The sequence below is a fragment of the Caldisphaera sp. genome (assembly GCF_049974385.1).
GTDB lineage: Archaea > Thermoproteota > Thermoprotei_A > Sulfolobales > Acidilobaceae > Caldisphaera.
Window position 1 is genome coordinate 19,369 of the sequence record NZ_JBMFIW010000002.1, and the last position, 14,073, is coordinate 33,441.

Here is a 14,073-nt window from a genome sequence, read left to right on the forward strand (position 1 = left end):
TTAATGTTTTTGTATTAGCCTACTCTTTACCAAGGCAAATTTCTATACTGCTTACTCTCCTAGTTCTTTGTTGGTTTGTTTGTGGATCATTGACAGTTATTTCATGGCTACCTACATCAATGTTTTTGACCTTGACATTTTTAGCGAATCTGCTTCTAACAATTTCAACAGTATCAACAGCTTTTGTTATGTTTCTTCCTCTTGCCTTTACTACGACAGCGCTAACATTTTGCTCCATTAGTGTTGTCAAAACGGCTAACACGTAGTTCATAACAGGCTTTTTACCAACTCTAACCTCAGGTGAACCTTCGCATACCATATTTTATCCCCAAACTATTCTTGTGCTGTTTATTCTTAGAAACTATTAGTGATATAAAAGCTTTTTGCTCTAATTTGCAGGAAACAACTTGCATTGAAAAACTAAATATTACAATAATATAAAAAATAAAAATTTAAAGTATAGAATAATAGCGTATAAAAAGCTCTACTTAATATATTAAATAAAGAGTTCTTCTTCATTTAAACTTTAAAACTTATTCATTTACTAAAAAAGGCGAACAACAATAGGTGAAAATTAATGGAAAGAAAATCAAGATATTTGATAACTATACTTGCTATAGGGCTAATATTAACAAATGCTCTATGGGTTGTTTCATATTATCAAATTAATAATTCTTTAAACAGATATAAAGAAGATCTAAATCAATCTTTAGCAACACTTAATAACGCGTCTAAAGTAATAAATTATTATCAAACAGAGTTGAATGCAACAAAAAAACTGTTGAACATTACTACGACTTTATTATCTTTGTATAATAAAACCCTTACTATAGAAATAGCTAAAGACAAGCTTTCTCTCTTAAATAATAGTCTAACAGAGTATAAAATAGCTAAATATTCATTTAGCAGTGCTATTAACTTAACCTTAGGGGCAATACAAAATCAAACCGGTAAGTATAACCTAACTTTAGCAAAAACTTACATAAACATAACATATCTAGCCTTAAATCAGATTTTATTTAATGGCAACCTAATGAACTTATCAAGTAATTTTACTTCCAATATTACACATGCAATAAGCCTAGTTAACTCTGTTAGCAATATTATCAATAATTTATCTAACGGCGGAAAACCTACAGTAGGCGATGTAACAACATTAAATAATGCATTGATCTTATATAATTATTACCTGTTAAGCTCTGAGTATGTAATGATAAAAAATATTTATAAATAAAAATTATAATTTATTCAGAATATTTTTCAAATATTGAATAACATAATAAAGTCTCTTCAACATTGTTTACAATTCTTGCTATATTTATTATAGTTGACAACAAATATCCAAAAATTCCTGATGTATTTTCAATTATTTCCTTTAAATCTTCCTCTAGACCTAAAATAGTTCTGAGCTTCCAATAAGCCTCTTCCTCTTTCTTTATGCTTGGCGGATTAATACTTGATGTAGAAGTTACTATAGAAACTTCTAGAAGCTGCAATAAGAACTTGATCCTTTCCTTTTCATCTTGGTCTAGGTAATCTGAAAGGTTAACCAAATCAAGGGCAAGCCTATATAATGAATCGTTTGCTAATATTAATAAACCAACTGCAGCTGACAATAACCTATTGACATGTTCATCATTTAAACCTTGTCCATGACCTTTACTTGCTATCCTTAACAACTTATAACTATAGGATTTCATTTCCTCGTAATTTGATTCAATTTCTCCACCAATTAATTTTGCACCATCTAGGTGCATTGTTAGCTTTGATAATAGAGAGCTTAAGCTTCTCCCGTAAATTAATAAGGTATCTACAACATTAACTGGTCTATCCTTAAAATTGATAGCAAATTCATATTCGCTAAGCAAACCTGACTCAGTAAATGGAAGCTTTTCCGCAACTTGGCTTACTTTTTCTAATACATCATTTCTAAATGGCCTATTAGAATATAAAACTATTGAATCTAAGCCAGAAATATAAGAACATAAAACTATTCTACCAGCATGCTTGCACACATTATTATGCTGGGTAGAAAAAGATGCTTTTAAAATTGAGCCATCCTCATTAGGTGAAATAATTAACCTATCACCATCCTCATAGACTGAAACTAGACTTCCAACACTAATTCTGTGTTTCCTAGCCCATGATCTAGGAATTGTAATTATCATGGAAGAAGTACCCAATTTTTGAACTTTTCTCATAACGAGTTTATCGCTATCTTCCATATCTTCTATTTCAGTCAAAACGCTCACCGTATTAATATTAGAAAGCAACAGTTTAAATATGTATACGGTTAATAAACAGCTGGAGTTATTCCGTATATATCTGTATATGCTAAAATAGAGTGATAAAAGTGGAAAAGTTTATTAACCCAAAAAATAAACATTATCTTGCCTGTGAATGCATTTGAGTGCGGCAGGCATTGAATTTGTGGATCTACAATATATTGATTTGACAGGTTTTTTAAGATCAGTAACGGTTCCCTACAAGTCATATAAAGAAAAGCTTCCGAATTTTGTCGGAGCATTTGATGGGAGCAGTGTAGAAGGTTTCGAACCTATAAACAAAAGCGATATGTTTCTTAAAGCTGATGAGAAGACTTTTTCCGTACTTCCATGGAATGACAAGAAAGCAAGAGTTTTAACAGAAATATACAATTCTTATAGCAAAAGATACCAAAAAGATCCAAGATATATAGCCAGTTTAGCAACAAATTATATAAAAGAACAAGGCTTCTCTCCATTAGTTGGAACTGAAGTTGAGTTCTTCCTTTTTAATTCAGTAAAAATAAACGTAGAAAACCCAATAAAAGGTATTGGCTATAACTTGAATTCAATAGAACAACCATGGGACAACGATAGTCTATCTTTAAGGACTAAAAAGGCTTATCATTTTTCACAGCCAAACGATAAACTTGCTGAAGTAAGAGAAAAAATAATAAATTCATTTAACAAAATGGGGTACGATTTTGAGGCATCCCATCATGAAGTTGCTGTTTCACAAAACGAGATAGGCGTTAAAGCTGGAGATCCTCTATTTGTAGCTGATGAAGTGATAACATTTAAATATGTTGCAAGAAACATATCATTAGAAAATGGATTAATACCTGTATTTATGCCAAAACCGTTATTTGGAGATAATGGAAGCGGTCTTCATTTTCATATAAGCCTTTGGGATTTAGATATGAAAGAAAACTTGTTTTTTGATCAATCGTCAAATGATTTATCTCAACTAGCTAGATACTTTATTGGAGGAATTCTATATCATGGAAAAAGCCTAGCAGCAATTGTTGCACCCACTACAAATAGCTACCATAGGCTTGTTCCAGGATATGAAGCTCCTGTTTATTTAGTATGGGGTCATAGCAATAGAAGCGCTGCTATAAGAATTCCAGCTACTGGAGGAAGAAGCAAATTGACGAGGATTGAATTTAGAAGTCCTGACCCTACATGCAACCCATATCTTGCATTATCAGCCACATTGCTAGCAGGTATTGATGGTATCAAAAAGAAAATTGACCCTGGAGATCCGTATGAAATGGATGTGTACGAAATACCTAAAGAAAAGCTTTCAGAAAATGTAAGCGTATTGCCAAAGAGTTTAGATGAGGCTTTAGATGAATTAGAAAGCGATAATGAATATCTCCAACCGGTATTTAGCAAAGAATTAATTAATAGCTATATAGAAATCAAAAGAAAAGAGAGCGATACAATAAGGATGATGCCAAACCCATATGAAATATATATGTATATAAATATTTAAATAAATTTTTTATAATATTTGTTTATGCTGGTTCCATGTGTATTATTTGTGTCGGACAACTCTGAACAGCTGCTTCTACACAATCCTTTAAATCATCTGGAACAAATCCTTCATTTATCTTGTTCGGATCTTTTCTCCATTTGGCAATTATATTAGCTTTTCCATCTACATCTGACATTTCAAAGACGTCTCCACAAAGGCTTACACAAACCATATCAGCTATGCAATTATCCCTAGGTTCTTCCCAAACTCTCAAAGTCATATCAAATCACCTGCAGCATTTGTTACTTGTTTTTGTATTAGTATAAAAAGTTTTTAGTATCTTTTATAATGAATTATAAAACTCTTATAAAAATATACTTAATAACAAATTTAATCTACGCTTTTTACTATATAATAAAGGTGTAAAGAGTTGAGTTATTCATCAGAAGAAGAAATATTAGGATATCAATTCATAGAATATGGTCAACTCGGTAAACCAAAGTATTTAATCTTGGGTTTGCCAGATGCTGGCATAGTTGGTCCAATAGCTGCGAGCCATATAGTTAGATCATTAAAGCTTCCAGACGTCTTAGGAATAGAAAGCTACGGTTATATACCACCAGCTGCTATAATTCAAGGCTCTTCTATAAAATATCCGATGAGAATATATTCTAATGGAGAAGTATCAGTTTTAATTACTGATGTTCCACCTGTTCCTTCAGGTATTGTACCACTAGCATCAGCCATTGTTGAGTTTTCTAGAAAGAGAGGAATAGATCATATAATAAGCATAAGCGGTATAGGAAATCCATCAAGAGCTGAGATCGATAAACCAAATGTCTATTATTTAACAACAACTCAAGAATCTCAAAAACTAATAGAGCCTTTTTTAAATGACTTGAAACCTTTTCCAGATGGCATAATAGTTGGGCCATATGCTATTATATTAAAAGAGTCTGTAAGAAGGAAAGTCAACAATCTTTTATTATTATCAGATGCATTTACAGAGATACCTGATCCTGAGGCAGCAGCAGAGATAGTCAAAATAATATCATATTTAATAAATGTAAAGATAGATATTTCACAATTATTGCAAGAAGCCGAAACATTAAGGCTTAGGTTACAAGGGTTAGCCAAAGAGACAAACGATGTATTGGCAAAAGTAGGAAAGGGATATGAATACAGAACACCCCTAATATATAGCTGAAAGGGGTGTCATAATTGTCATACGACTATTTCGAAAACATAAGGAAGAAAATGCTAAAAATGCTAAAAGATATGATGAAAGAAACTGATGAAATTGATGCTTGGTTTGAAGGTTTGCTAAATGACTTGGAGGCTTCTTTAAATCCTAGCCAACTCTTTAACGAGAGATTTAATGAAGCATCAAAAGGTTATTTAACGCCAATAATAAGTATGCATGATTTTAATAATGAGCTTCTAATAACAATTGATCTCCCAGGAAGCGACCCTAATACAATAGACATAGAACTTTTGCCCGATAAAATAACAATTGATGCCCAAATAAAAGAAGAAGTAGCTAAAAATGCCTTTGGTCAAGCATATTGGGCAAAAAAGATTAACAAATACAAAGGAGTTTATCCTTTACCCTATTTAATAGATCCGAAGTCTGCAAAGGTCACTAAAAAGAATGGAATGATAATAATAAAAGTAAAAAAGTCAAGTCAATAAAACTCATTTGTTATCTAGGGATTCGTTTAGAATTTCTGCAATATCTTTAACGTTGAATCCAAACTTACCTGATTCTCCTCTGAACATTGTGTTACAGAAAGGACAAGCAACAGCAACAACCTTGTTATCGGAATCTCCTAATGTTTTTGAAGCTTCTTCTGCTCTCATTGTTGATATTCTTTGCCCTCTCTTAATTTCATAAAATAGTTGTCCTCCTCCACCTCCGCAACAAAAACTGTTCTCCCTATTTCTAGGCATTTCTTTAATTCTTAGTCCATTAACTTTATTAATAACCTCTCTTGGTTCATCATAAATTCCATTCCACCTACCTAAGTAACAAGGATCATGATATGTTATTACATATCTTAACTCTTTGTTTGGCTTTATTTTTCCTTCCTTGACTAACTTTGACAGAACTACGCTATGATGTTCAACTTCTAGTTTTTCTAATAAATCTACATAGCCTTTTGTTGATTCGTCCTTAAGTAAATAGCTCTTGTATTTCTTATAATTGTTCTTAAAGTTGTTAAATCCGTGAGGGCAGTTGAGCAAGAGTTTTTTAAATTTATATTTATTTAACATCTCTAAATTCATTTTTATATACTCTACATATAAAGCTTCATCTCCAATACTTCTTGCAGGTTCTCCACAACAGCCTTGCTCAACAGGTATACCAACTTTATATCCTGCGTCTTTCAATATCTTTATAACTGACTCTGCAACAGGCCTTATCCTAGGATCAAAGCTTGTAACACAACCAATCCAATATAAATAATCATATTCCTCGCCTTCCTTTGCAATTATTTCATCTCCAAACTTTTGTGCCAATTCATTAAACCATTGTTCCTTATCTACTGGATTCATACCCATAGGATTACCAGTTTGTTGTAATCTATATAATGCATTTAGTGCATCTTCAGGTATATCTTGGGAGCTTGTACTTATCATTCCTCTTCTCAAATCTATTATAGTATCTAAATGATGTATAGTAACAGGGCACTCATAAACGCATGCTCCACAAGTAACGCAACTCCATATTGCCTCAGGATTTACTTGAATTACTTTATTCCCTATTACATTTTCATCCCACATACCCTTATGAATCATATTATTCATATTAATAATCACATCTCTTGGCGATAATATCTTACCAGATATATTTGCTGGACATGCATTTGTACATCTCATACAGCTCGTGCATGCATCATAATCGATCCTTTGTTTCCAAGAAGTATCTGATAACTTAACTATTCCTATAGGCTTTCCTTTTTCTATCTTTTCATCTATATCAACAACAGGTTTAATCCCGTCTGGTATATTTCCTTCTCTTTGTAGAGATACATTTACTGCAGCAGGGTATATATGCCATAGATTAGTGTATGGTATTAATGCCATAGCTAACATAGCTAAAGACATGTGAAATAGCCATAAACCTCTATAAATAACCTCTAGCTCTGATATAGGCACAGTTCTTGACCATAAAAATACAAGATATCCTATAGGATCAAACCAATAAGATTCCCATGTGTATCTATACCCAACTGCTGCAATGCCATCAACTAAAAATCCAGTTATTAAAATTACTAAAAGCATTCCTAAAACCAAGTAATAATATGGATCTTGAGGCAAATTCTTAGTTAACTTGAGGGATCTCCTTATTATTGCTATTATTATCCCAACTATTGCAATAATACCTGCTATATTTGCAAGAAGCTTATATATATATAACGTGTCGCCTGTTAAAAAGACTACTGTATGAGAGTTAACAGCCCTAAGAGTTGTCGTAACGGCTAGCCATCCAATACCATAAAATATCAACGCGTGCATTGTCCCTGGAAATCTTTTCCTTAATATTTTCCATTGAAATATAACATATTTAATAAAGTTTCTTACGATATAGCTTAAAGACGGCCATTTTATTTTTTCATTTCCATAAGTCCACCTTTTATAACCGACATATGCTGAATACAAAAGAATTATGGCAACTATCGTACCTAATCCATAAACTAAAGCTTCATAACTCTGTACCCAAACGAAGTCATATATGCCTATATATGTCAATCTTTACACCTTGTTCACTTTAATTTTATTTGAAATTACTATAAAAACCTAAAACATTAGAGTCTTAAAGATAAATATTAAGATAAATTTAAATATATAAGAAAATTTTTATTTAATAAATTTTTATTTAATAAAACAATTTTAATTCTAACCTGCTATTATATTACGGGTGCAGGCCCTGGTATCAAAAAAGAAAACAAATATTGACGACTTTATGGAAGATCTAAAGAAAAAAATGGGCTCACATCAAGATAACAAAAAAGAAGAGAACATAAACAATGCTGACAAAAATAAGAAACGAGCTAAGTTTAAAGATTTAACTGATTATATGTATGGCAATGATAACTCTGAAAACACTAAATTAAAATCAACAAACGATGCTATACAAAAAGAAGAGAACATAATAAAGCAAGAAGAGATAAAAAAAGAAGAGATAAAAAATTACCAAGAAAACTTTAGTATTATTAATGAAAATAAAGAAATATCTAATTGGTGGCTATATCAAGAAAACAAATACTATAGCAATGCCTCAGGATATCTATTAGAAGTAAGATACGAGGGTGATATAGGTAAAGCTGTTGCATTAATTTATGATGTAAATGAAGGGAAAATTAAAAAGTGGGTCGACAAAACTGGTCATAAGCCCTATTTGTTAACAGATATGAGACCTGATGAGGGAAGTAAATCACTTATAGACCTAAGCAAGTATAAATCATTTAGTAACTACGCATATGTAACAAAGAGAAATCCATTAACAAATACTGATATAAAATTAACAAAAATAATAATGGAAGACCCGCTATCAGTTAAAAACATAAGGAATGCATTGAAAGATAAAGGTTTTAATGTCTGGGAAGCCGATATAAAATATTTTCTAAATTATATCTATGATAACCAGTTAATTCCAGGAATGCCTTATGATGTCAATGATAAATGGGTTAAAAAAGCCTCAAAAATAGATAAAAGTATGTCTGATTTAATAGATAAGAGCTTTCCAGATAACATAAAAGAACTAGCCTATTTATGGTTACCTGTTTTGGAAGAAAAAGCACCAGATATAGAAAGAGTAGCAATAGATATAGAAGTTTACACCCCAGAAGGTAAGTTTCCGAACGCCGATGAATCTTTTTATCCAATAATTTCTATATCATTAGTCGATAACAAAAACAACAAACAATTATTAATATTAAATAGAGAAGGATCAAAAATTAAAGGAAGTTTGCCTAATGCAGAAATAGAGTTCTTCGACAGTGAAAAAGCTTTGATTTTGGAAGCTATGAGAAGAATTAGCAAATATCCAATTATTATAACATTTAATGGAGATAATTTTGATATACCATATATTTATAATAGACTTATAGAATTAGGAGTTAATCCTAATGAAATACCTATAATTTTTCACCAAGACTACATAACTTTTCAAAATTCTTTGCATTTAGATTTACATAAGCTTTTTGATATAAAAGCTTTGCAAACTTATGCATTTAATAACAAATATAGAGAAAAAAGTCTTGATGCTGTTGCCGAGTCTCTCTTAGGATCTTCTAAGCTTAAATTAAGCAACAATATAAATGATATAAGTATAGACGAACTAGCTAGCTATAACCTGCAAGATGCAATATTAACAATTTCATTAACAACTTTTTCAAACAGTTTAGTTTGGAATTTGCTTATGCTATTAATGAGAATTAGTAAAATGGGATTAGAAGAAGTATCAAGAACTCAGGTTTCTGCATGGATAAAAAGTACATTGTATTGGGAACATAGAAGAAGAAACTTGCTTATACCAAATAAAGAAGATATATCAAAAGGCCATGATAAAACAAGAAGTACTGCAATAATAAAAGACAAAAAATATAGAGGTGCTATAGTTTTATCACCTCCTCAAGGTGCTTATTTTAGAGTTTTAGTTTTAGACTTTGCTAGCCTATATCCTAGTATAATTAAGAATTGGAATTTAAGTTATGAAACAGTAAATATAAACAATTGCAACGGCAACCAAGTGCAAGTACCTGAGGTTGGCCATGTAATATGCATGAGCAGAAGAGGTATTTCTAGTGAATTGGTAGGATTATTAAGAGACTTTAGAGTAAAGATATATAAAAAGAAGAGTAAAGATAAAAACATATCAGATCAGGAAAGAATTTGGTACGATACTGTACAGGCTGCTATGAAAGTATATATAAATGCAAGCTATGGAGTTTTTGGAACGGATACGTTTAGTTTATATAGTCTTCCAGTTGCAGAAAGCGTTACAGCTATAGGAAGAAATATTTTAAAAGACACTCTTAATAAATCAAAAGAACTTAACCTTCATATATTATATGGAGATACGGATAGCCTTTTCTTATGGGATCCTCCTAAGGAAAAGCTAGAAGAAATAATAAAATATGTAAAAGATAAATATGATCTCGATTTAGAAATCGATAAACAATTCAAAATAGTTCTTTTTAGTGGGCTAAAGAAAAATTATATCGGGATAGATGATTCTAATAAAGTCACAATAAAGGGACTTATTGCCAAGAAAAGCAATACACCAGAGTTTATTAAATTAGAATTCCAAAACGCTTTATCTATTTTACAAAAGCTGAACAAACCAGAAGAAGTTGAAAAAACCCTTAATGAACTAAAAGATTTAATACAACAAATATATCAGAAATTAAAGAAAAAGGAATATACCTTAGACCAGCTAGCAATTACTGTTATGTTAAGCAAAGATCTAAGTGACTATGAAAGAAACACACCACAGCATGTAAAGGCTGCACTATTATTGAAAAAGGAAGGATTTAACGTGTCTAAAGGTGATGTAATTTCCTTTATAAAAACAAAAGACAAGCTTGGAGTAAAACCGGTTAGATTAGCAAAGCTATCCGAAGTTGATACATCAAAATATGTTGAATATATAAGATCTGCATTAGAGCAGTTCTTGCTAGCTTTTGGTGTCCAATGGGATGAACTAATAGGAATTAAAAAATTATTTTAAATAAACAGCAAAAAGCAATCTTCACTCTTCAGGGTTTGGGAAGAAATCAAAAAAAAAAGAACGGAATATCTTTATTTAAATACCTTTTATAGATCTTATGAAGAAGGTGAGTAGTATGAGCTTTGAAAGGGGTAACAATTATAAGATTGTATATAGGAAATCGAATAAAGGAGAGTTTATCTTATTTAAAAGTAATTTACAACAAAAAAGGGAAAAAATACTTATAAAAATAGGAGGAAGGAATATAGACCAGATTTTTAATCAAATTGCTAAGGTTTTAAAAGAAAAGAATTTAATCGAAGATGAAAACGTATCAAACAATTACATAACTTATAAGTTAAATCAAGATATCGGTCCAATAGTTGGAGGTTTTCTAATATTAATTAGAAGGAGTAGAGAACCTTTGGAATGGATACCATACTTTGGAGACCTAATACAAGGTGAAAAATACATGGGTTCGAAGACAGTCCTATACCATTTATGGTTTTTAGGATTAGATTTAAGTCAAGATGTAAACAAAAAGCTAAACATGAAATATGAACTAAATCCAAAAGTTTTAGATAGTATAAGCGCTGGAACAAAAATTATAGCTAAAAAACTCTGGAAGATAATGAAATAATTAAAAAAGTGGATGATGACCGATTTCGGCCTGATTTGATGAAGAGCCGTGTGAGGGCTGACACATTTTATTTCTTTATGGCAAATTTAATTATTGTCCCTATAGCAACTATTGCAAGATTTATTCCTAATCCTATTATTCCTATAAATATTGGATGGCCAAACAGTACATAAGATGAAGTGCTTAAAGTCTTAAAGTGATTTGCTAGAAGAACTAAATATATAGATGTAATTAGTGAAACAAACCATCCAACAATTAATGAATATTTTTCTAATTTATTTGTAAGCAGGCCTATAAAAACTGCGGGCAATGTTGTTAATATTATAATACCACCTAGGAGTTGAAGCTGAACGGCGTAAGTCAGTGGAGTTAAAAACACAAAAGCTAACGCTATAAACTTGAAAGCGACAGAAGCCCATTTTGATATTTCAGTTTCTGCTTTGGGAGAAAGATCCTTCTTTAAAGGTTTAATTATATTTCTAGTTAATAGATTAGCCTGGGCTATGGCCATTATAGCAGCTGGAACAAGACCTCCAACGAATATACCCAATAAAATTATCGCAGCAAACCATTGAGGAAATGCTGTTACAGCAATAGCCGGTATCGAGGCTAAACCTGATAATACCTTTGTTATATTTAAAGCAGCAGGATCCGAATAAACAAAGATTCCCATTATTGCAAGTATTGCTAAACCAATTCCGTATATAGGTAATAAGGCTGTACTCATTCTTAATTTTGATTTAGATTCAGCGCTTAGAGATCCGTTTACAGCATGCGGATATAAATATAGGGCAAGCGCGCTTCCTATGAACAAACTAACGTATGCTGAAGCGAATGTCGGCTTAAGAGCTTCCAAGCCTGATACAAAACTATGTGCTTTTGCTGCATCAGTAAAAGCTGTAGTAAAACCTCCATATTTTAATGGAACTACAACAATTAAAGCTATAACTGAAATCCATATTAAAACATCCTTAAAAACTGCCGCAAGAGTTGCACCTCTTAAACCGCTAGTATAAACAAATGCTGCTAATATAATGAATGAAATTATTAGTGCCCATTCAGATACAGCTTTTATTCCCGAATAACCAAATAACATAACACTGAGAACAGCTCTCATACCGTCTATTTGTAAAGCTATATAAGGTAATTCTGCTATTATTCCTGTTAATGCAATAAGTACTGCCAAGGTTTTACTATTGAAAACATCTTGAACGAAATCGGCAGCTGTTATATAGCCTTTTTGTCTCGATTTTTCCCACAAAATTGGCATAAAAAGCATTGCTACAGCAAACGTAATAGAAACATATGGAACCGCAAAGAAAGCAAGGCTACCAGATGCGTACTCTAATGAAGGTATTGCTACAAATGTATATGCCGTATATATATCGGCCCCTACTAAAAACCAAACTAAGAAAACTCCAAGCTTTCTACCAGCTAAAGCCCACTCGTGAAGTTGACTTAAGTCTCCTTTTCTCCATCTAGACCCATAAAACCCCAAAAAGACAAATACCACAAACAGTGCCCAAAACACTATCCAACCTTCAAGTCCAAATGCCATTATTTCTCACCTTTTATCCCATAGATAAGCTGCTATTGCATACATTATTCCAGAAATAACCAGCCATAGCGTTTGATACCAATAAAAAAAAGGTAAACCATCAATCGTTGGGTTTACTTTGTCATAAGTTGGATATAGGATATAAACAAAAAATGGTATAAGAATTAATATGGCTATAGCAATAATTCTTCCAGAACTTAACTTCTTATTCGCTTCTTCCATAACACTCACCATTGCTTGATAAAAATTATATACAGACTAGTATAAAAATTTTTCTATTAATTAAATATTTATAAATCACAAAAATAATATGATATTAAAATTAATTGAAACTCATGATACTAATTTTTATTTAGCTAATTTCTGACCTTTCTATAAGACACTACCTTTCTAAAATAAAAAAGTTAGATTATTTTAATAAAATTTATAAACTTTAAAAAGTTAGCTATCAAAATTTTTATATATAAGTTTTAAGGAAGAGTAAAGCACTTCCTTCTACCCATTTCATTATTGGCATAGTAAAGCTATGAGCCAAAAAGCTTTAATCCTTAGGACAGGGTAGTTAACATTAGACCCGCTTATTATCATCCTCATAAGCTAAGTCTTTATTTGATTTTATTTTAATTACAAGAGATCTTAAATTGAAAAGATCATCTTTTGTATTTATCGCATTAGAAATTTCCTTCAAGAATTCTTCCTCTCTTTTAGAGCCTGCTTCTAAATAATAGGCTACCAAAAGATCCATATCTTTATTCTTTTTCCCTTTACAACAGCTAATAAAATCTTCATAATCGTCGATCTTATTCAATATAATGTTTCTAATTTCTCTCAGCCTTAAAATTATCTCTTTTAATTCATTAAGAGTTTCATCCCTATTATCTGATAAATAAGAATTATAAGCTATATTACCATTTTTAATTAGAGAAACTTGCTCTTGCATTAGTTGTGCAATTCTATCAGATTCTTGCTCAAAAATTGTGGAATAAGTATAACAGTCTTTTTTGCATTTACTACTCAAAAATTTCACCGTTATTCTTGGGCAGATCTAATAGTAACAATGCTATTATCGGCTACTCCCTCGTCTTTCATTTGCTCTGGATTAACAAATACCTTCGATTCTTCTTGTATTGAATCGTCAATTTGAGCATCAAACATCAATTTTTTCTTACTCGCGATAACCATTTCCAATCTTTTCTGTATGCCTAGCTGGGTAGCTAATTTTTTTGATAGTTTAGCAGTGCCCTTTTCAACAGAATCATCGTAAGAAATCCTTAGCCTTTTTTCTATTACTTTCTTACCTTTTTCTTTAAGTGAAGATGCGGGAGGGATAATAGATAAAGCCTTAGACAAGTCTGCTTTCTCAGGCTTAATTTCTTTACTAGTCCTCTTTGAGCTATCAACTTCTTCACTCACATC

14 protein-coding genes are annotated in these 14,073 nt (G+C 31.4%); 6 read left to right on the plus strand and 8 right to left on the minus strand.

Annotated elements, in window-relative coordinates; translation table 11 throughout:
* Positions 1–19: 19 nt before the first annotated feature.
* Complete coding sequence (gene albA, locus ACP5GV_RS00700; RefSeq protein ID WP_292318994.1) at positions 20–319, minus strand: DNA-binding protein Alba; 300 nt, start codon at positions 317–319, stop codon at positions 20–22.
* Positions 320–577: 258 nt separating this feature from the next.
* Here albA and ACP5GV_RS00705 point away from each other — a divergent pair, with 258 nt between their 5' ends.
* The gene (locus tag ACP5GV_RS00705; protein WP_428101740.1) at positions 578–1,234 is read left to right on the plus strand and encodes a hypothetical protein; all 657 of its coding nucleotides are present in this window, start codon (positions 578–580) and stop codon (positions 1,232–1,234) included.
* A gap of 10 nt (positions 1,235–1,244) precedes the next feature.
* On the opposite strand, the gene ACP5GV_RS00710 is transcribed toward ACP5GV_RS00705, so the two are convergent.
* Positions 1,245–2,252, minus strand: a complete 1,008-nt coding sequence (locus ACP5GV_RS00710; RefSeq protein WP_428068046.1) for an AbrB/MazE/SpoVT family DNA-binding domain-containing protein — start codon at positions 2,250–2,252, stop codon at positions 1,245–1,247.
* A gap of 148 nt (positions 2,253–2,400) precedes the next feature.
* Between ACP5GV_RS00710 and glnA the strand changes: the two genes are divergently transcribed.
* The gene (gene glnA, locus ACP5GV_RS00715) at positions 2,401–3,762 is read left to right on the plus strand and encodes a type I glutamate--ammonia ligase (protein ID WP_428101742.1); all 1,362 of its coding nucleotides are present in this window, start codon (positions 2,401–2,403) and stop codon (positions 3,760–3,762) included.
* Positions 3,763–3,784: 22 nt separating this feature from the next.
* Here glnA and ACP5GV_RS00720 read toward each other — a convergent pair whose 3' ends face one another.
* Positions 3,785–4,024, minus strand: a complete 240-nt coding sequence (locus ACP5GV_RS00720) for a ferredoxin (RefSeq protein ID WP_292318990.1) — start codon at positions 4,022–4,024, stop codon at positions 3,785–3,787.
* Positions 4,025–4,174: 150 nt separating this feature from the next.
* Here ACP5GV_RS00720 and ACP5GV_RS00725 point away from each other — a divergent pair, with 150 nt between their 5' ends.
* Both ACP5GV_RS00725 and ACP5GV_RS00730 read left to right on the plus strand, forming a co-directional pair.
* Entirely contained in the window at positions 4,175–4,951 is a 777-nt protein-coding gene (locus tag ACP5GV_RS00725) for a proteasome assembly chaperone family protein (RefSeq protein ID WP_428068042.1), read from the plus strand.
* A 14-nt stretch (positions 4,952–4,965) separates the two neighbouring features.
* Positions 4,966–5,436 (plus strand): Hsp20/alpha crystallin family protein, encoded by a 471-nt coding sequence (locus tag ACP5GV_RS00730; protein ID WP_292318988.1) that lies wholly within the window; start codon positions 4,966–4,968, stop codon positions 5,434–5,436.
* A 3-nt stretch (positions 5,437–5,439) separates the two neighbouring features.
* On the opposite strand, the gene ACP5GV_RS00735 is transcribed toward ACP5GV_RS00730, so the two are convergent.
* Positions 5,440–7,497 (minus strand): heterodisulfide reductase-related iron-sulfur binding cluster, encoded by a 2,058-nt coding sequence (locus ACP5GV_RS00735; RefSeq protein WP_428101745.1) that lies wholly within the window; start codon positions 7,495–7,497, stop codon positions 5,440–5,442.
* A 169-nt stretch (positions 7,498–7,666) separates the two neighbouring features.
* Here ACP5GV_RS00735 and ACP5GV_RS00740 point away from each other — a divergent pair, with 169 nt between their 5' ends.
* Positions 7,667–10,480 carry a type B DNA-directed DNA polymerase gene (locus ACP5GV_RS00740; protein WP_428068038.1) on the plus strand — a complete coding sequence of 938 codons (2,814 nt, stop codon included), beginning with the start codon at positions 7,667–7,669 and terminating at the stop codon, positions 10,478–10,480.
* Positions 10,481–10,595: 115 nt separating this feature from the next.
* On the plus strand, positions 10,596–11,099 hold the full coding sequence (locus tag ACP5GV_RS00745) for a hypothetical protein (protein ID WP_428101747.1): 504 nt from the start codon (positions 10,596–10,598) through the stop codon (positions 11,097–11,099).
* 67 nt (positions 11,100–11,166) lie between these two features.
* Here the strand turns inward: ACP5GV_RS00745 and ACP5GV_RS00750 are convergent, their stop codons facing one another.
* The 4 genes from ACP5GV_RS00750 to ACP5GV_RS00765 form a co-directional block, all read right to left on the minus strand.
* Positions 11,167–12,657, minus strand: coding sequence for a sodium:solute symporter family protein (locus ACP5GV_RS00750; protein ID WP_428101750.1), 1,491 nt, complete (start codon positions 12,655–12,657; stop codon positions 11,167–11,169).
* Positions 12,658–12,663: 6 nt separating this feature from the next.
* Positions 12,664–12,879: a DUF3311 domain-containing protein gene (locus tag ACP5GV_RS00755; RefSeq protein WP_428101753.1), complete on the minus strand. Its 216-nt coding sequence runs from the start codon at positions 12,877–12,879 to the stop codon at positions 12,664–12,666.
* Positions 12,880–13,225: 346 nt separating this feature from the next.
* Entirely contained in the window at positions 13,226–13,675 is a 450-nt protein-coding gene (locus ACP5GV_RS00760) for a hypothetical protein (protein ID WP_428089492.1), read from the minus strand.
* An 11-nt stretch (positions 13,676–13,686) separates the two neighbouring features.
* Positions 13,687–14,070, minus strand: a complete 384-nt coding sequence (locus tag ACP5GV_RS00765; RefSeq protein ID WP_292321078.1) for a hypothetical protein — start codon at positions 14,068–14,070, stop codon at positions 13,687–13,689.
* Between the last annotated feature and the right edge of the window lie 3 nt (positions 14,071–14,073).

Coding starts and splice junctions, on each gene's coding strand:
- albA (WP_292318994.1), bottom strand. CDS start 319: ATGGTATGCGAAGGTTCACCTGAGGTTAGAGTTGGTAAAAAGCCTGTT.
- ACP5GV_RS00705 (WP_428101740.1), top strand. CDS start 578: ATGGAAAGAAAATCAAGATATTTGATAACTATACTTGCTATAGGGCTA.
- glnA (WP_428101742.1), top strand. CDS start 2,401: ATGCATTTGAGTGCGGCAGGCATTGAATTTGTGGATCTACAATATATT.
- ACP5GV_RS00720 (WP_292318990.1), bottom strand. CDS start 4,024: ATGACTTTGAGAGTTTGGGAAGAACCTAGGGATAATTGCATAGCTGAT.
- ACP5GV_RS00745 (WP_428101747.1), top strand. CDS start 10,596: ATGAGCTTTGAAAGGGGTAACAATTATAAGATTGTATATAGGAAATCG.
- ACP5GV_RS00750 (WP_428101750.1), bottom strand. CDS start 12,657: ATGGCATTTGGACTTGAAGGTTGGATAGTGTTTTGGGCACTGTTTGTG.
- ACP5GV_RS00755 (WP_428101753.1), bottom strand. CDS start 12,879: ATGGAAGAAGCGAATAAGAAGTTAAGTTCTGGAAGAATTATTGCTATA.